General features: G+C 70.6%; 19 protein-coding genes. 12 read left to right on the forward strand and 7 right to left on the reverse strand.

The genetic code is table 11. The features are described from left to right. Positions 1-22 precede the first annotated feature (22 nt). From ACZ7OO_RS39395 to ACZ7OO_RS39420, 6 genes are all read left to right on the forward strand, one after another. Positions 23-775, forward strand: coding sequence for a nuclease-related domain-containing protein (locus ACZ7OO_RS39395; RefSeq protein ID WP_331725121.1), 753 nt, complete (start codon positions 23-25; stop codon positions 773-775). A 98-nt stretch (positions 776-873) separates the two neighbouring features. Further along, the gene (locus ACZ7OO_RS39400) at positions 874-1479 is read left to right on the forward strand and encodes a hypothetical protein (RefSeq protein ID WP_471512252.1); all 606 of its coding nucleotides are present in this window, start codon (positions 874-876) and stop codon (positions 1477-1479) included. Between the two features lie 142 nt (positions 1480-1621). Then, on the forward strand, positions 1622-3292 hold the full coding sequence (locus tag ACZ7OO_RS39405) for a 3'-5' exonuclease family protein (RefSeq protein WP_471512253.1): 1671 nt from the start codon (positions 1622-1624) through the stop codon (positions 3290-3292). Beyond that, positions 3292-3618, forward strand: coding sequence for a hypothetical protein (locus ACZ7OO_RS39410; protein ID WP_331725124.1), 327 nt, complete (start codon positions 3292-3294; stop codon positions 3616-3618). Before ACZ7OO_RS39405 ends, ACZ7OO_RS39410 begins: the two co-directional genes overlap by 1 nt. Before the next feature lie 106 nt (positions 3619-3724). Further along, the gene (locus tag ACZ7OO_RS39415; RefSeq protein WP_331725125.1) at positions 3725-4006 is read left to right on the forward strand and encodes a hypothetical protein; all 282 of its coding nucleotides are present in this window, start codon (positions 3725-3727) and stop codon (positions 4004-4006) included. A gap of 14 nt (positions 4007-4020) precedes the next feature. Further along, on the forward strand, positions 4021-4257 hold the full coding sequence (locus ACZ7OO_RS39420; RefSeq protein WP_331725126.1) for a hypothetical protein: 237 nt from the start codon (positions 4021-4023) through the stop codon (positions 4255-4257). Between the two features lie 320 nt (positions 4258-4577). On the opposite strand, the gene ACZ7OO_RS39425 is transcribed toward ACZ7OO_RS39420, so the two are convergent. Beyond that, complete coding sequence (locus ACZ7OO_RS39425; RefSeq protein ID WP_471512254.1) at positions 4578-5828, reverse strand: transcriptional regulator; 1251 nt, start codon at positions 5826-5828, stop codon at positions 4578-4580. Positions 5829-6057: 229 nt separating this feature from the next. Between ACZ7OO_RS39425 and ACZ7OO_RS39430 the strand changes: the two genes are divergently transcribed. The 5 genes from ACZ7OO_RS39430 to ACZ7OO_RS39450 all read left to right on the forward strand — a co-directional run bounded on the left by ACZ7OO_RS39430 (position 6058) and on the right by ACZ7OO_RS39450 (position 10192). After that, on the forward strand, positions 6058-6693 hold the full coding sequence (locus tag ACZ7OO_RS39430) for a hypothetical protein (RefSeq protein WP_331725128.1): 636 nt from the start codon (positions 6058-6060) through the stop codon (positions 6691-6693). A gap of 5 nt (positions 6694-6698) precedes the next feature. Continuing rightward, the gene (locus tag ACZ7OO_RS39435) at positions 6699-7313 is read left to right on the forward strand and encodes a hypothetical protein (protein WP_405548091.1); all 615 of its coding nucleotides are present in this window, start codon (positions 6699-6701) and stop codon (positions 7311-7313) included. Positions 7314-7346: 33 nt separating this feature from the next. Beyond that, on the forward strand, positions 7347-7511 hold the full coding sequence (locus ACZ7OO_RS39440; RefSeq protein WP_266361575.1) for a hypothetical protein: 165 nt from the start codon (positions 7347-7349) through the stop codon (positions 7509-7511). Positions 7512-7613: 102 nt separating this feature from the next. Next, the gene (locus ACZ7OO_RS39445) at positions 7614-8786 is read left to right on the forward strand and encodes a YcaO-like family protein (protein WP_331725130.1); all 1173 of its coding nucleotides are present in this window, start codon (positions 7614-7616) and stop codon (positions 8784-8786) included. Beyond that, complete coding sequence (locus ACZ7OO_RS39450) at positions 8783-10192, forward strand: TfuA-like protein (RefSeq protein WP_405548092.1); 1410 nt, start codon at positions 8783-8785, stop codon at positions 10190-10192. Before ACZ7OO_RS39445 ends, ACZ7OO_RS39450 begins: the two co-directional genes overlap by 4 nt. On the opposite strand, the gene ACZ7OO_RS39455 is transcribed toward ACZ7OO_RS39450, so the two are convergent. Further along, entirely contained in the window at positions 10111-11439 is a 1329-nt protein-coding gene (locus ACZ7OO_RS39455; RefSeq protein ID WP_405548093.1) for an MFS transporter, read from the reverse strand. The genes ACZ7OO_RS39450 and ACZ7OO_RS39455 overlap by 82 nt on opposite strands. 464 nt (positions 11440-11903) lie before the next feature. Here ACZ7OO_RS39455 and ACZ7OO_RS39460 point away from each other — a divergent pair, with 464 nt between their 5' ends. After that, positions 11904-12224, forward strand: coding sequence for an SH3 domain-containing protein (locus ACZ7OO_RS39460; RefSeq protein ID WP_405548094.1), 321 nt, complete (start codon positions 11904-11906; stop codon positions 12222-12224). Between the two features lie 77 nt (positions 12225-12301). On the opposite strand, the gene ACZ7OO_RS39465 is transcribed toward ACZ7OO_RS39460, so the two are convergent. The 5 genes from ACZ7OO_RS39465 to ACZ7OO_RS39485 form a co-directional block, all read right to left on the reverse strand. Further along, the gene (locus ACZ7OO_RS39465; RefSeq protein WP_331725134.1) at positions 12302-13105 is read right to left on the reverse strand and encodes a 3'-5' exonuclease; all 804 of its coding nucleotides are present in this window, start codon (positions 13103-13105) and stop codon (positions 12302-12304) included. Then, positions 13102-14463: a coiled-coil domain-containing protein gene (locus tag ACZ7OO_RS39470; RefSeq protein WP_331725135.1), complete on the reverse strand. Its 1362-nt coding sequence runs from the start codon at positions 14461-14463 to the stop codon at positions 13102-13104. The genes ACZ7OO_RS39465 and ACZ7OO_RS39470 overlap by 4 nt, the downstream gene beginning before the upstream one ends. A 23-nt stretch (positions 14464-14486) precedes the next feature. Beyond that, a complete protein-coding gene (locus ACZ7OO_RS39475) occupies positions 14487-15404 on the reverse strand; it encodes a hypothetical protein (RefSeq protein ID WP_331725136.1) in 918 nt (305 codons plus the stop codon). A 14-nt stretch (positions 15405-15418) separates the two neighbouring features. After that, positions 15419-16405: a hypothetical protein gene (locus ACZ7OO_RS39480; protein ID WP_471512255.1), complete on the reverse strand. Its 987-nt coding sequence runs from the start codon at positions 16403-16405 to the stop codon at positions 15419-15421. A gap of 93 nt (positions 16406-16498) precedes the next feature. Continuing rightward, positions 16499-17131 (reverse strand): hypothetical protein, encoded by a 633-nt coding sequence (locus ACZ7OO_RS39485; protein ID WP_471512256.1) that lies wholly within the window; start codon positions 17129-17131, stop codon positions 16499-16501. Positions 17132-17502: the final 371 nt, after the last annotated feature.

Genomic DNA, 17502 nt, shown 5'->3' on the forward strand with positions numbered 1-17502 from the left:
CCACCACGAGACGGGGGAGCGGATGGCGATCCGTGTGGGACCGGGCCAGTCGGCCCAGCAGGAGTACAAGCGGCGTCTCCGGTCCTGGAGGACGTCGGCACGGCGGCGGTTTCTCATCGGGCTGGCCCCCGTACTCGCCCTCGCCGGGGTGCTGGAATGGTGGGTCGGCTGGCACGGCATCGGTGTCCCGCTGTTCGGCCACATCGCTGCCCTCGCCGTCGTCCTCGCGTGGTGCGGAACGCTCACGGCCCCCCAGCACGTACGGGCCTGGCGGTCCGGCGCGGAAGGCGAGCGGCGGACCGCGCGGATGCTCGCCCCGCTGGCCCGCCGCGGTGCGGTCATCCTCCACGACCGCGCACTCGGCAAGGTCGCGAATCTGGACCATCTCGCCATCGGGCACTGGGGCATTGCCTGCATTAACACCAAGAACTGGCAGGCCAAAGGCGCGCGAGTTGCCGTTAGCCCCGACGGCGGAACCCTGTGGTACGGCGCCCACGCCCAGAACCGCGAGGTGGCGAAAGCCCACGGTGAGGCGAGGCAGGCAGCCGCCGCCCTCCGGCGCCCGCTGGACGGGCTGCCGGTCGACGTCCGGCCGATCATCGCCGTACATGGGGCTCCAGTTGGCCGTCGCGGCATCTTGGTCTTCGACGGCGTGGTGGTGATCGAAGCCCGGCGCCTTCGCGGCCACCTGCGCAAACAGCGTCGCGTCCTCTCGCCGGCCGAGGTCGCCCAGGCCGGGCAGGCAGCCGACCAGGCCCTTCCCCCGAAGGAATAGAACGTCGCTCCGCCAGGAAGTCGAACAAATCATGCCAATGGCCCGGGAGTCTTTCCGGGCCATTGGCATGTGGGTTTTCTGAGCAGTTTAATGGGTGTATGGCAGCAACGCAGCGCGTCACCGTCCACATGTCCGAGGATCTTGCTACACGGATCAGCAGTACCGCCAGGTCGTACCGGATGGCCGAAAAAACCTGGCGTCGCCTTTCCCTGCTAAACGCGAGGGATTCCCGAGAGCGCAAGAAGATTCGAGTAGAGGCGGAATTGCGCCGTAAAACGGAGTGGCCGACGGAAGACCATCTTGTCGAAGCCTGCGTCCGTGGCCGCATGGCGCAGCCGGACCTTGCCCGCGACTGGCTCCCGCTGACCGAGGAGGAGAAGGCCGAGCTGTCGTTGCCCGGCATGTGGCCCGGATCGGAGCGGCCGGGGGAGGACTTCGGGACTCCCTTCGCCTGCACACTCGACTATGACCTGGTCTGGCGTGCGCGCACGGCCGCATGGCGGATCAGCGAGCCGTGGATCGAGGAGATCCTGAGGCAGGGGCTGGGCAACCTGCGCGGGCTCACCGAGGAACAGCGCGACCGGCGGGCCGCCCTCGGTGCCCATGTGCTCACCTTCGGCGCCATCGTCCGGCAAGGGATCGCGGACCACTGGCCCACCAAGGGTGCTTTGCAAACTGAATCACGAAATGGTTCTGACCAATAACGTTATTTCGAACCGACATATCTGCGGATCGTTTCCGTGCCGCATTTCTGACTGATTGCCGATTCTGCTTGTCAAGCGTCATCGGTACTGCTATCCATGAAATGGCTTCGGTGAAGTAAGCGAGAAATGGAAGGCTCTGCGGATGTCCGAAGAGGTAGCGGTCGCGGCGCAAAAGGCGCGGCCGAAAGTGGTCAACGGAACGCAGTTGGCGGCCGAACTGGGCATCGAGCCCTGGATGGTCACCCGGGCACAGGAGTTGGGACTCATCCCGCCCCGCGACACGTCCAAGGGGTGGTCACGCGAGGCAGCCGACGCCCTCACGCCGCGGGTCGAGGAGATCCGCGAGGGCATCGCGGACCGCGAGGGCTACGGCGCCCGGCGTACGGCCGAGCTGCTGGCCGAGCTGACCGGGCTCGAAGTCGAGTCCGCCGACGTGCCGCCCCTGGCCGAGAAGACCAGGTTGCGCGTCGTGGATCAGTACAAGGGCTGGGACCTCTACTCGGTATGCGACGCGCGGGCCCTCGCGGTGTCCGACGACGCCAAGGCGCTGATGACCGAGCTGATCGCCGCCCGGCAGGAAGCGAAGGCCCGCAGCGAGGTCGAGTGGACCGCGTGGGTCGAGGTGAGCCTGCCGCCCGACGAGGCAGCCGGCCGACTGGGGTGGAAGGTGGCCGAGTTGAAGCAGGTCGCCCAGGACGGGCGGATCAGCGCGGGGAGGGGCGGACGGTTCGCCGTCGAGGACCTGGACGTGCTCGCCGCGGACGAGGAACTGTGCGAGAAGGTGACGGGGGACCGGCTGATCCGGGCCGACGAGGCGGCCGGACTGCTGGAGATCCGGCACCCCACCGACTGGCAGCACGTGGTGGCCGCAGGCTGGATCACCCCGGCTTCCCACGTCGAGGCCCGGGTCGGCAAGAGCCGGTGGATTGACGTCCCGCTGTTCCGGACCCGCGACGTCGAGGGCCTGCGGGATCTTCCGGGTGTGCCGTGGGAGGAGGTCCGCGCGGTACGAGCCGGAGAGCCGAGTCCGCTCCGCGAGTACAGCCGGGTGACGACCCGCGCCGAGGCGATCCACGCCTTCGCCGCCGCCGTCGCCGACCGGCACCAGGTCGAGGTGTGGGCCTTCCACGACGACCGCACCGGCGCGTGGGCGCTGGACTGGGCCCGTGACGACCAGGACGGTCCGACGCGCGAGCAGGTCGCCGCCGAGCTCCGCGCCGACCAGCAGGCCGCCCGCTACCGCGCGGACATCACGGTCGGCGGCACCCGGTGGGGCCAGCGCGCACGTCACGCACGCGAGATCCTGACGTCGGACACGGCGGTGCTGCTGTGCACCAGGTCCTCCGGGCAGCCGACCAGCGACTCCGAGACGACCGAGATCATCGAGATCGCCGTTGTGGACGCCTCCACCGGCAAGGTGCTGCTGGACCGCCGGGTGAAGCCGTCCGTCCCGCTGGGGGAGCGGTACGCCGGAGGGCTATCCGACGAGGACCTGGCGGACGCCTCCCCGTGGGAGCGCGTACTGGTCCGGGTGCGGGACGTGACCCGTGGGCGCCTGATCGTCCCGGGCCGGCCGGGGGAGGACCAGAAGCTGATCGCGGCCGACACCGCGCGGGCGGGCAAGCGCCCGATGCACCTTGCCGCCGACGAATCCTGGGCCCTGCGGGAGGGGGACGACCCGGTCACCCCGGTCAGGGGGCTGCCTGCGGTCAAGGGGTGCGAGTACGTACGTGAGGAGCTGCTGCGGCGGTCCCGCGCCCGCGGCCGCGCTCACCTCCCCGAGGCCACACCCCGCCAGGAGGTGACCCGCTGATGGCAGAGATCCGGATCATGGGCGCGAGCGTCGAGGAGCAGGAGCAGGTCACGGACCTGATCAGGAAGGCCCTCGCGGCGTACCCGGTACCGGTCGCCGTGGACGAACCGCGTCGTCTGCAGAATCGGCGGACCGAGCCGGGCACCCCCGCGTACCGGATCGTGTTCACCGTCATCCCCGCTCCGGCCCCGGCGCCGGCCGCCGAGGAGCACACCGTGCACGTCGAGCGGGAGGAGCCCGTCCGCCGTCGAGGAGAGCGCCGTGGCGGGCGTCCGATGAGCGGGCGCCGGGACCGTCCCGCCCTTCCTCCGGGCACCGGCGGGTAGCCGGACGGGGCTGTCCGTCGTATCCCGCACGGGCCCTTGCCGCCGCTACTCTGGGGGCGAGGGCCCGGCGACCGTCCGGAGCCCGTGGCACGGGAAGGCGGTGACCATGCGCGAGGCGGCGAATCCTGGCGAGGGGGAGTGGACCCCGGACGCCATCGCTCACGCCCTGACACCGGGCCAGCGGATGGAGTTCATGCGTCAGCTGAACCTCACCCCGTTCAGCGAGCTGGAAGCCCTCGGTGCCCGGTGGCGGAAGCTCATCGAGGACCTGCGGGCCGGAGCTGCGAAGGCCCCCGAGGTCCTGGACTACCAGCGTCAGCACGGCGGCGAGCTGCCGCCGGAGTACACGGACGTCACCGAGCTGATCAGCGAGCGGCGGGTCGCGTGAACTTTCGGCTCTACATGGACCCCACGCAACACGAGGTCTACCGGAGCCTGCCCGACCGGGCCCGCGACCGCCTAGCCCGCTTTCTGCTCGACTCGCTCACCGACCCCATCGCCGCGACCGAGCCGTACGGCGACGTCGATGACGGCGTGGTGCGGCTCTGGGCTGCCGGGGACCTGGCGGTCGTGCTGATGGTCGGCGCCGAGACCAAGACCGTCACGGTGCTCAGCATCGCGTACGCCGGCCTGGACTGACGACGAACGACGAGGGGCTTCTCCTCCTACCCCCCGCGGGGGGTAGGAGGAGAAGCCCCTCGGTGTCTTCAACACCCTTCCGCGGGCGGAACCGATCAGCGACCGTTCCGAAGACACCGCTCGGCGCCGAGCGTGAAAGTCGATGCGGAATGACCTCCGCCGAGATGAACGAGCGCCCGCCCGTGAGGTCACGCGGGAACGGGCACGCCCAGCGCCGAAACGGGGGGATTCGGCGCTGGGCTGTTGGCCAACTCTGCCACGGAATTGCCCGCCCGTACCCTGATTTGAACCTTTGGGTGCTCGGCACGACAGAGCGCCTGTCAGGCGAGAGCCTGCCCAAGAAGGTCCCGTGGGCGGCCATTGAGTGCATGGTGCAGGGTCTCGGCCCGGGACCGGATCAGGCCGTCACGGTAGGGGGCCGGGAGGCGGTCGAAGATGCCTGCCGCCATCTGGGCAGACGCTGAAGGGTCGCCGTCGAGGCGCAGACAGGCGGCGGTGTCCATCGCGATCAGGGCCCGGGTCATCACCGATGGGGAGTCGGTGAGGTCGAGGGCATCGTCCTGGGCCGCGTAGGCAGCCTCCGTGTCCCCGAGGAGGGTGTACGCCTGGGAGAGGTGGACGAAGTGCTTCTGTCCCGGATAGCCGAACCAGGTGTCTGCTGTCTCCTGTCCGTCGAGGTGTTCCACGAGGTTCCGCACATCTGTGATCGCCATCTGGGCGCCCCGAAGGTCACCGATGGCGGCCAGAGAGCGGGCCGTGACCGCCGCCGCCAATGCGCCGGCGGCGGTGGGCGTCCGACCGGCGGCCCTGCGAGCTCGGGAGGCGATCCGTACGGCCGCCTCGGGGGCGCCGTAGTTCAGCGGCACCATCGCGTGCCGTGCCAGCACCCAGGCGGTCATCCTGCGGTCACCGGACTCGCGAGCCGCCTTCTCCGCCGTCGCGAACCATCGGAAGGCGTCCCCCTTGTCGCCGCGATCGTGCTGGACGATGGCGACGAGACCGGCAATCCCCGCAGCGGTACGGGCGAGATCAGCGCGTGCGCCGGCGGGGTGGGGCTGGTTGAGGACTTGACCGAGGAGATCGAGGTCCGCCTGCATTTCGCTCAACACGTCGTTGGGCGCCCGGCCGTGGTAGCCGCCCCGGTGCCGCTCGAATGCCGACTCCAGGTAAGCCAGGTCACCGGCTCCGGAGCTCGTGAGGGCCCCGTCGATGCCCTCGCGTGCCTGCGTGATGCCGGGCAGCGCGGTCGTACCTACGACCGCGGCCGCCACCCCGAAGAAACTGCGTCGCTTCACGTCCTCTTTCTCCCTGCGCTGGCTGCGTCGGTGCTGTCGCGATGCGGCGACTGCCCGCTGCACGTCCGCGACGCTCAGCCCGTATGCGCGGGCGATCGTCTCGTGCCAGTCCGGGACCGGTAACCGCTTCTCCAGTTCCCACCGTTTGATGTTCTCCCAGTCGAACCACCGGCCGCCCTGGGCCTGTTGAACGACCTTGGCCTGTTGATCTCGGGTGCGTCCGGCGCGTTCGCGGATCGCTCGAAGTAAGGCGCCGATGCCGTCCGGGGCCACCATGACACTTTCCCTCCGTCGCCGTCGGGTGCGGCCCTCATCCTGGCCCCCCGGAGCGGCCCCCCGCCGGGAAACGCACCCCTTCGTGGCCCCTCATTCCTTGTGTTCCCCGGCAGTTCAATGGGCGAACGCCGCCGACCCTCGGTTCGCCGCCGGAACGGTCTCGGCGGCGGGTCGGGGTTCCACCGGCCGCACGGCGCCACCCGGACAGACAGGCCAACTGGAGGGGATCATGGACACCGAAGCACCCGTGGATCGGCTGCCGGCTCGCGCCGCCTGGGAGGAGACGGGAACGGCCATCGTTCCCGGTGTCCTTGAGTCGGACCGCTTCAAGGCCCTGGTCGAGGAGGCACACGGCCGGGTCGACCTGGTCACCCCCCACGTCCACGAGCACACCGCCGCGCACCGTGACGGCAGCTTCGCCTCCCCGGTCCACTGCGGCTTCATTCCGCCCGGCCCGGTGCTGGAGACCCTGGCCTACGACAAGACCCTGCTGATGGCCCTGCGCGAGGCCACCGGCATTCCCCGGCTGATCCCGCGCGGTGGCGCCGTCGTCCTCTACAGGGAAGGCGACTTCCAGGGCCTGCACGTGGACTCGGTGAAGTCCACCGTGACCGTCGCGGTCGCGCTGACCGAGGACCTGCCGCCGATGGGCTGGGCCCCCGACCTGATGGGAGCCTTCCCCGACCGCCTGGGGGAGGTCGTCACCGAGCACGGCATGTTCCCCGAGGGGGAGGGCTTCACGACCCTGGCCCACCCGTACGGTGACGGCAGTGTCCGGGCGTTCGCCGGGTACCACGTGCCGCACTGGCGCCGGCCGGTCACGTCGACGGGCCTGCTGGTGACGATGTCGTTCATGGACCTGTGATGGCGATGACTGCACGTCAGCTCTGGCTGGCGGAAGGACGGGCGGTCGTTCCGGAGGACGTGGTCGACCCCGGCCTCTGGGAGGAGCTTGCCGAGGAGGCCGACCGGTGCGAGCCGCACGCGGTCGTCCGCCACAACCGGCGGCCGGGCCTGCTGGTGATGCGGGACGGCTCGATCACCTCCCCCCAGCGGTGCCGGGTCCACACCGGGGGAGACGCACTCAGCCAGCTGGCCATGTCCAAGGGTCTCGCGGAGGTGGCGGGCGAGGCGACCGGCCGGGCCCGGATGACCCCGATCCGCTTCGGCCTGAAGTTCTACGAGCCCGGCGACTACATGCACGTCCACCGCGACGACGGGAAGTGTGAGATCACCTTCTCGTGCGGCCTGACTCCCGGTCTCGTCTCCATGGGCTGGCTGCCCCGCCTGCGGTGGCTGACCACCCAGCAGGTGGCCGACCGCCTCGGTGACACCCCATACCCCGACGGCGGCGAGACCTTCCCGGTCCGCCACCGCGTCCTCACCGGATTCGACGGAAGTCGCATCCCCCACTGGCGTACCCCGCTCGACTCCCAGTCGCGCGAGGTACTGATCACCATCTGCTTCACCGACCTCTCGGTGTAGCAGCGTCCTTCTCCAGACCCAGGAGGAACGACTATGTCCCAGCAGATCCCGTCCGCCACGACGCAGGCCGTGGACCCGGCCGACTTCGTGGCCGAGCTGCACGCCGAGGGCAACATGCCGCAGAACTCCGGCGGCGACCCGGCCGTGCCGGACTCCGCCTTCCCCGACACCCACACCTACCCGCTGCCGTCCGCCTGACGGCTCCGCAGGCGGTAGCTGAACCCGCCCGGCCGCCGGGGCACCCTTCATGACCTGGGTGTCCCGGCGGCCGGGCGTCGGCATCTGCGAAGGGAAGAGCCCATGCGCAAGGCGTACTTCGACGGCACCCACCGGACCCGTCATCCCGACGAGACCTGGGAGGCGATCCGACCGCTGCTGATGGCGTACGGCATCACCCGCGTCGCCGACGTGACCGGGCTGGATGACCTCGGTATCCCGGTGACCATGGCCGTGCGGCCGCTGGCCCGCACCCTGTCCGTCGCCCAGGGCAAGGGCGCGACGCTGGCCGCCGCCCGGGTCTCCGGGGCCATGGAGGCGATCGAGGCATGGCACGGCGAGCGGGCCGTCCCGACCGCCGAAGTGCGGGCCCCGGCGGACGGCCTCGGCCTGGACCTGCCCTATCCGGTCACCGCCCTGGAGAGCCACCCCGGCTCGCTGGTCACCAGCCGGACCGTCCTGGACTGGATCACGGCACGATCAGCACTGGACGGTGAACCCACGCTGGTTCCGGCGGCGTGCGTACAGCTGGGCCGGGAAGCCCACGACCGATGGCGGCTGCACCTGCCCAGCGCGTCCACGAACGGTCTCGCCTCCGGCAACACGCGCGCCGAGGCCGTCGTCCACGCCCTGGCCGAGCTGATCGAGCGCGACACGATCAGCGCGCTGGCCGACGGGTCGGGGCACGGCCGTCTCATCGACCCCGGCACCGTCGAGGACAAGCACTGTGCGGCCCTGATCGACCGGGTGCGGGCGGCAGGGGCCTGGCTGGAGCTGTGGCACCTGCCGAACCGGTTCGAGGTGCCCGTCATCACCTGCTACCTGTGGCGCGAGGACCAGCCGGCCCTGCTGGTCTCCGGCTCCGGCGCCCACCTTGACCCCCACGTGGCTCTGTCGAGGGCGATCACGGAAGCGGCTCAGTCCCGCCTCACCCAGATCACCGGCAGCCGGGAGGACATCCACCCGGCCGCCTACCGGCCCGCCGTGCACCACGGCCCCAAGCCCGCCGCGAGCCCTGGCGCCCCGTGGGCGGAGGTCACCGCGGAGCACACCACCGGCTTCGCCACGGACGAAGGCGAGGCCGAGCACCTGGCGGCCCGCATCAGCGCGGTCACCGGCCACTCTCCGCTGGTCGTGGACCTCACCCACGGACCCCACCAGCGGCGCGAGTTCGCCGTCGTCAAGGTGCTGGCCCCGGCCCTGCGCTACGACGCCCGGCACGTCATCCCCCGACCGACCCAGGAGGCAGTCGCGTGAGCGTTCACGTCTTCTCCGGGCCCACCGTGCCCGCCGCCCGCGTCGGGGAAGTCCTCCCCGACGCCGTGACGCACCCCCCGGTCCGGCACGGGGACCTGATGCGGCTCAGAGCCGGCCCCGGCGACACGGTGCTGATCATCGACGGTCTCTGGCACCAGAGCGCCCCGGTACGGCACAAGGAGATCCTGGCGCTGCTGGCCGACGGCGTTGCCGTGGTCGGCGCCGCCAGTATGGGAGCCCTGCGGGCTGCCGAGCTCGCTCCGTACGGCATGGTCGGCATCGGCCGGATCTTCGAGGACTTCCGCAGCGGCGCCCTGGACGCGGACGACGAAGTCGCCGTGGTCCACACCGACGACGGCCGCCCGCTGTCCGAAGCCCTGGTGAACCTGCGGGCCGCCCTGACCCGGGCCGCCGCCGACGGACAGCTGGACAACACCGAAGCAGCCCGGCTGACCGCCCTGGCCCGCTCCCTGCCCTACACCCGCCGGTCCTGGGCTGCCCTGGGCCGCCTCGCGGCGGGGGAGGGGTTGAAGACCGCGTTCAACCGGGCGGACGCCTGGCGTCGCGCGTATCCCTGCGACGCCAAGAGGGAGGACGCCGAACGGGCGCTTGCCCTGGTGGCCGCCGGCCTGCCCCCGGCCGCCCCCGGCACCGCCGGGGGCTGGGTTGGCGAGCCGTGGCAGACCAGCTTCGTCCGGTACTGGCAGGCGGCCTTCCGGCCGGTCACGGAGGCGAGCGGGCAGTCCGTGAACTGCCTCGCTCTCCTGAACTATCAGCAGCTCTACGACCCGGGGTTCCCCAGCCGGTGGCGCACGCGGGTTCTGGCTGCCCTCGCGCATGAAGAGTGCGGCGACGTGTGCCGCCCGGTGCGAGCCGCGGCGGTGGAGCGGTCCGCTCTGCGGCGCGTTGCCGATGCGGGTGTGGAGCTGGGCAGCATGTCCGGCGGCCAGCTCGCCCACTGGCTCACCGAGGACGAGGTGAGCCAGCTCCCACCGGGGGAAGCGCTGGTGCGGATCGTCGTCCGCTCCGCCCGCCTGGACGGAGCTTGGACGGTGTGGCCGGTCACGGTGGCGGAAGCGGGCGACCTCCTCGGGTCCGTCCCCTCGGTGGCCGAGGCCGTGGCTGCCGCGTTGACCTTCAACGCCGAGGTCGAGGCGGCCGACCCGCACCGCACCACGGCCCACCTGAGCGCTGACCGCATCGCCGCATCGCTGGTCCAGCGGTGGGGGCTGCCTGAGCGAAGCGGCCGGACTGTGCTTGACGCAGCAGCCCGGGACCGGGCGTTCCGCGACTTCGCCGGCGCCGTCGAGGTGGCCCGAGCGTTCTACCTCTCCGCCCGCGCCGGTACTACCGGGCCGTCGCCCTGCTTGGTCGCCAGCGGCGCGAGGCAAAGCCCCCGGACCTGAGCAATGGCCAGCGGCACGACAGCGGCGGCCGTAATGATCAGGGCGCCCGCCGCCAGGGTCGTGCGAAGCCCGAATACCTGGGAGGCGGGACCGGCCAGGAGGTATCCGAAGGGCACGGGCAGGATCTGGCCGAGCGTTGAGTAGGACAGGGTCCGGCCCAGTCGGTCCGCTGGAATCCTCTCCTGCACCAACGAGGCCCACACGGTCATGCTGACCGCCAGCCCCGTGCCCGCCAACGCCGTGGCGACCACGAGGGCGGGCAGCGGCACGGCCGCCGCCATCGCTCCCAGCGGCACCGCCATTGACCCGGTGCCCGCACAGACCACGAGCCCGACCTGACGCGGCTTCCACATCAGGGCGAGCGCCGCCCCGGTCACCAGCCCCGCGGTGAAGCCGGACACCACCACACCCCACGGCGCGGCACCGCCGAGTACCCGCTGCCCGTACACCGGACCCAGGAGCTGGTAGCCGACCAGCCACACGGGAACGATCACGGCGGCCTGGCAGACCATCACCCACAACCAGCGGCGGGAGCGGAAGTCATCCCAGCCCTCGCGCAGGTCGGCGGTGAAGCCGGTCCGGACCTTCACGTGCTTGGCCTTCAGGCTGATCCGGGAGAAGAGCAGGGCCGAGGCGGCGAACGTGAGAGCGTCCCAGCCGAGGGCCCAGCCAGGGCCGACCACGGCGACCAGGACGCCGCCCAGGGCGGGCCCCGCCACCTTCACCGTGTTCTGCCCGATCTTCAGCAGGGCATTGGCCGCGTGACGGAGTTCGGCCGGGACGACCTCCACGACGATGCCGCCGGCCGCGGGGGTGAAGAAGGCTCCCGCCGCCCCGCAGACAGCCGACATCGCCACCAGGTGCAAGACCTGGGCCGTGCCCGAGAGGAGCAGCAGCACCGCCGCCGCTTCGGCGGCCGCGCAGACGACGTTGGACCACACCATGACCCGATGTCGGGGCAGCCGGTCCGCGACGACCCCGCCGACGAGCAGCAGCAGGATCTGGGGTACGACGCTCGCCGCGAGGACCGCACCCAGCGCTCCGGGGCCGCCGCCGATCTTGAGGACCGCGAAGGCCAGCCCGATGGGCGCCACGGCCGAGCCGGTCCAGGAAAGCAGGCGGGCGGCGAAGTGCAGCCGGTACGGTCTGATCGCCAGAGGGGCGCCTGCCTCCCGGACCCGGGCCGCCCAGCTGATACGTGGGACGGGCCCCGCTGGATTCCGGTCGTGCAGCCGCGCCTTACGCAAGATCCAACTCCACCCAGAGAACACGAAATCCCGGCAGCGAGGCGCCACCGGGAAGGTCGTCCCGACTCTAGAGCAACCCGAAGATCGTCTGTCGCAGACGCACCAACAGGCACCGGCAAGCCAACAGTGAGGCCGCTCACCTCAGCCACAGAACGGAACCCCCAAGCGCCCGCAGTCGAGGACCGGCGAGCGGAGGTACCCAGCCGTGCGGCCCCCAGGCCGTACGGCGACACCCCAGCGGACATCGGCCACGCTTCCCTTCTTTGATCGTCACGACGCCCAGCCACCCGAGACTCAGAGCCGCTGCTGCTGTCCACCGGGCGTTCGCCGACGACGGCGCCGCACGCGAAGCGAGCTCAGCCCGCGACCCGTCCACGACAACCACCGCGGCGGGCGGTTCACTCTCCGGGGTGGTGCGCATGTTCGGACAGTGCCGCACGCACCTGAGCGACGTTGAGCGAGATATGCGAAGGAAGATCACGACGGCAGTTCTCGGAGCGACGACGCTCACCCTTACGAGCCTGCTGGGGGCCGCGCCGGCGACGGCCAACAGCTGTGGGTACGAGGTGACCAGCACGGTGCATCTGCGGTCGGGGCCGGGTACCAGCTACAAGTCGTGGGGTTTGCTCCGCAAGGGCGACTCGGTGACCAACCCGTCGAAGAAGCAGGGTTCGTGGTGGAAGGTCGAGCCCACGATCGAGCCGCAGTCCGGCCTGTCCATCGACCGGGACGGGTGGGTGAACAAGCGGTACCTGAAGCCGAGTGTGTGTATGCAGCTGGACTGACCCGCACACCTGTCCTGCAGACAGAACGGCCCTGCCCCACGCAGCGTGGAGCAGGGCCGTTCTTGCGCGGTTCAGCGTCAGGCTGGGTGATCGGACATCGCCATCTCCCGCACCTTCGCCAGGAGGAAGCGGCAGTCCTCCACGGCGTTGTGCGGCCCTCCGAGCTTCTGTGTGCGGTAGCGCCCCCGCTTGGCTGACCACAGCCCCTTCCAGACGGCGTACGGCTCCATCGCGTCGTCCCACCGGCACCCACCCAGCCACCGCGCGGCCGACTCCGCAGACCCGTGATGCCGCCTCAGCTCCCGTTCGAGGCATTCCCTGTCGAAGGGCATGTTGTAGGCGACGCACGTCCGCCCGTGCAGTGCCTCGGTGAGGGCTGGCAGCAGCTCGCCGAAGGTGGGGGCACCGGCGACCTTCTCCGGCGTGATCTTGTGAACGGCTACGGCGCCCGGCTCGATCTCGGCACGCGGGTCGAGGTAGGCGTCGAAGAGCACAGCACCGCTCCGGTCGGTGGCCGCGATCTGCACGGCCCACGGCTTGTTGAGGCCCGTGGTCTCCACGTCGATGGCCGTCAGGGACTCGTCCGCCAGAAGCCGCCGGGCCCAGTCCGAAACCTGCGCCCGTTCGCGCGGCCAAGACCGGGGCCTACGCAGGGCCCGCACCGCGTCGTCCAGGACGTCGTGCCGTTCGTGGGACTGCCCGAGCCGCCACCCCGTCCCGCCGCCGGACTGGTCGGAGTACAGCATCCCGAGGAAGTCGCCCCCGTCGTACACCCCCCAGTTGGGCAGGTCGGTGTCCGCCGGCCGGACGAACTGGGCCGACCGCCCGTCGACCTCATGGGTGAACAGGTCCTCCAGCAGCGAGGGGTCGGTGAGTGTCACTGGACGTCTCCCTCACCCTCGCTCTGGACCGGCTTGCCCTGGTCGTCCACGATGAGGGACTGCCCGGGGATCGGTTCGTCCTCGGCCACGGCAGCGGTGACCTGTTCGCGGCCGTGCCCATCGTCGGCGGGGGAGGCCGACGCCGACTTACCGCCCTTGCCGCTGCTGGGCTTCGGCTGCCGTTCGAGACGCCGGACCTGGGTCTCCAGAGCCTTGCGAGCCCTTTCCGTCCGCTCGGCCGCCGCCGCCTGGGCCTTGCCGAATTCCCGGCTCTGGCGGAGTTCTTCGAGCAGCCGGTCACGGTCGGCGTTGTGCCGCTTGACCAGCTCATCGCGTTCTTCGTTGTGCTGCTTGATCAGGTTGCCCCGGTCGGTCAGGTGCTCTTGGATCAGGTCCTTCCGCTCCCGCTTGGCCTCCGCGACCTGAGCCGTTGCGGCCTCCGCCGTCGCCTTGTGCTGGGCGGTCTCCGTCTGGAGCTGGTCGACGCGCTCCCGGGCCGTCCGCTCGATGGTCTCGACGTCCTTCCGGGCGGTGGCGATCTCGTCCGCCGCCTTCTTCCGGGCGGCGGCGATCTCGTCCTTGGCGTCCTTCTCGATCCGGGCCCGGTGTTCCTCAATCTGTTTGTCGGCTGCCGCCTTGGCCGCTTCGATCTGCTCTTTCGTCTCGGTCGTGACTCGCTCGATCTCCGCACGGGCGGCTTCTTGAGCGTCGTGCGCCCGCGCGTCGGCAGCAGTGACCCGTTCCTCAGCCTCCCGCTCGGCCACCTGTTGGGATCGCACGGCGTGCAGCGCGAGGAGGAACATCAGGGTGGCGGTCGACTCGGCCTGTTCGCGGAGGCCGTCCGCTTCGACGGCCGCCTCCTCCGCCGTCTCCTTCAGGCTTTTGAGCCGCTTCGCCTTCTGCTCGGCGGCGATCCGGGCCTCATGCTCCACCCCGAGCTTCGTCTGTGCTTCGGTGACGGCCAGCCGGGCGGCGTTCTGCGCGTTCGCGACCTGGACGCTCGCCAGCTCCGGGTCGCCCGCGGCTTCCACCGCCGCAAGATGGCCGGGGAGCACTTCGAGGACCTGGACCAGGAGGGAACGAAGGCTGATCTCCGTGGTCTGGGCCTCCGCCACGGCGGCACTGTGCGGGAGTGTGGACAGGTCGTCCGGCACCACGTCCTGACGAGCGGCGGCGTCCTTGCCGTGCTTCCGCTCCCAGCGCAGGGCTTTGAGCGCGGTGTGGTCGGGGTCATCGCAGTATTTCGACGGCGGCCCAGGGGTCCCGGGCGCCTTCGCCTTCGCCGGCCGGGAACACCCGGCGGGGAACTCGCACAGTCGGACGGCGGTCTCGGTGGGGCCGTCGCTCTGGTCGTTCATCAGTGGATTCCGTTCCCCATCGCTCAGGCGGCGGTCGTGCGGGTGGGCAGGGCGATGACGGCGGCTTCCTTCGCGGATTCGAGCGCCGTGGTGAAGGCGTCGGCGATGGCTGCGGCCTCTCCGGTCATGCCGTCGATCTCGGCGACGGCGAGGTCATCGCGCACGGTGCGGGCGAGGAGTTCGAGGACGTCACTGCCGCCCGCCGTCAGGGCCTGGATCTGCTGGAGCTCCCGGTACTGCCGGTCCGCCTCCGCGACCTGATCGGCGTAACCCTCCAGGGCAACCACGCGCCGGGTGATGCCGTCGAGGCTCGCCTGCAGCGCTCGGTGCCGGGTGTCGAGCAGGACCGTGACCTTGTCTCCCTCCGCCTTCACCGGGGCAGCCTTGATCAGACGGCTGTACTCCCGCAGCGTCTCGGCGATCTCCCACTGCTGCTGCGGCAGCGCAACCTCATTGCGTTGGCGGTCGATCAGGTCCTGCTTGTGGACTGCCGAGCGGAGCACGGCGTTCGCCGCGGTGCTGGCACGGGCCAGGAGCTGCCCGGCGTCCTCCGACAGGTCCGTGTCCATCACGTACTGAGTGCGGGCGTCACGCATCCGGCGCAGCCGTTCCCGCTCCGATCGGCGTTCGAGGACCGACCCGGCAGCCCAGAGCATCACGAGTCCGCCGCCGACCCCGAGCGACGTCCACTGGTAGGGGGCGAACGCCTCGGACTGGGGGGCGGACCAGACGAAGAGCCAGGCGAGGCCCACGGCCCCGGTCTCTTTCCGGACCGGAGCGAAGATCCCCTTCCATGGGGTGATGTCATCCGGGGATCGGTGGAGTTCACGGGGCTCCGCCGAACGCAGCAGGTCCTGGAGGTCCTGGGGGAGTGCGGGATCGAAGGTCAGTCGGGGGACGACCAGCTTGGACTTGCCGTCGTCCTGCTTCTTCGTGGTCATGGTCTGGTCCCCTATCAGGCGGCGGTCGTGCGGGTGGGCAGGGCGATGACGGCGGCTTCCTTCGCGGATTCGAGCGCCCTGGTGAAGGCGTCGGCGACGACGGCGGCCTCTCCGGTCATGCCGTCGATCTCGGCGACGGCGAGGTCATCGCGCACGGTGCGGGCGAGGAAGTCGAGGATGTCGTCGCTGCCGTCGGTCAGGGCCTGGATCTGCTGCAGTTCGCGGTAGCGGTCATCGGCCTGGGCTACCTGCTCGGCGTACGACTCCAGGGCTTCGACCCGCCGGGTGATCCCGTCGAGGCTCGCCCGCAGGGCCCGGCGCCGGGTGTCGACCAGCGCGGCCACCTTGTCCCCCTTGAGGTTCGAGGGCTCGGCCTTCACCAGCCGGGTGTACTCCCGCAGGGCCTCCGCGATCTCCCACTCCTGCCGGGGGAGGGCTACGTCATTGTGCTGCCGGTCGATGAGGTCGAAGCGGTGCACCGCCGAGGTGCGAACAGCCTTCTTCGCCTGCTGGGCACGGGCGAGGAGGGCGCGGGCGTCGTCGTTCAGGTCGGAGGGCTGGACACACCGGTCCTTGAGCTCCGCCAGGCGCCGTGCCGTCTTGTTCCGTGAAACAGCGTTCGCCGCGTACGCGAATCCCATGAACGCGAGGACGGCGGTTCCGATCGGCCACGCCATGAGGAGGGCGGAGTGGAGGCCGTCGAAGAGTTCCTGCACCGGGCGACCGAAGGCGTCGTTCACCGTGGCCCCGCCGTCGTGCGGGCTCGGCCTGTACCACTCAACTGCCCCGGTGACCCAGGCTCCAGCTCCGAGACCAGCGACGGCGACACCGGGACGGAGCAGGTAGGGAGCCGTGGCCCACCAGACGCTCACCTCGCCACGAGGGTAGGAGCGCGGGTCACGGTCGGCCCGGACCAAGAGGTCCCGGTCCTTCTCGGCCAGGTCGGGGTCCCGCGCGGCGACGGCGGCCAGGCGCGGTGACGGCGGCGGTTCCTTCTTCACCTTCGGGTCCTCCCCTGTGCCGACTTATGTGCGTCGCGGGGCCTCACGGTCTCACGTGTCGCTGACAAAGAGGTCGTCGGTTCCAGCACGACGTCATCCCCTCATCAGTGCGTCGTGGACCGGGTTGCCGTGGGCTTCGTCGGACTCGGCAATGTCCTCGGACTGGTCGACCAGCCACGTGTCGCCCTGCTGTACGACGCGCAGGGCCTTGCGGCTGGTGGTGGTGGAGTTGGGCCAGGTGACGGTGTACTCGACCCGTACGCCCGTGCCGGCCGGGTGGTCACCGATGGCGGGGACGCTCTGCGGCGCGCTGGCCTTGACCTCGCCCGTCTCCGCCCGGTCCGGGCCGCTGGCGCTCGGCTTCGGCTTGGGGCGCACGACAGAGCCGTCCGCCCGGCGAAGCGGCGGGAACTCATCGGACTCGGTCGGACTCGGCTCCGGGCTCGGGGTCTTCGGCGCGTTGTCGGCGACGCACTCCTTCACGGAGCCGTGCCGATAGCGCTCGGTCCGCAGGCCGCACGCCTTCGTCCAGTCGTCACCGTTGACGGCGCTCTGGTAGGTCCGGGCGGCCTGCACGGCGGCGGCCGTGGTGTCGGAGGCGCCACCGTCACCGGACGCGCCCTTCTCCGTTCCGGCCCCCGACGCGCATCCGGCAACGAGTACGGCAATGCCCGCTACGGCGGCCGCCGTAGCGCCCCGCCTCACAGACCGATGGCGGTTCTTCACCTTGTTGTCCTCCCCTTGCCACTGTGCGGAACTTCCAACATGTGCAGCAGGACGGCTCTCAGCGAAGAACAGGTGTACCGACCTGACTCCGCAGTGTAGTCGAACCTGCTTCAAGATCGCAATGCAATGTAATGAAACGTAATGTAATGCAACGCAATGAAATTGATTCGGCATGGGGTTTGATCAGGCATGATCCGACACACGCCAATCTGAGATAGAGGTTTCATTTCAGTGCAGGTAACTACTGGGTCCGCCAACGAATCCCGTAGAACGGCACACAGCGGCTCGCCCCTCCGGCCGCCGCCGTCGCTGCCTTCTCCCCTCGCGCGCCGACGAGAGCGGGCACCGGCCCACCGGCCGTGCTGGCACCG

The organism is Streptomyces sp. NPDC111744, from assembly GCF_055634995.1.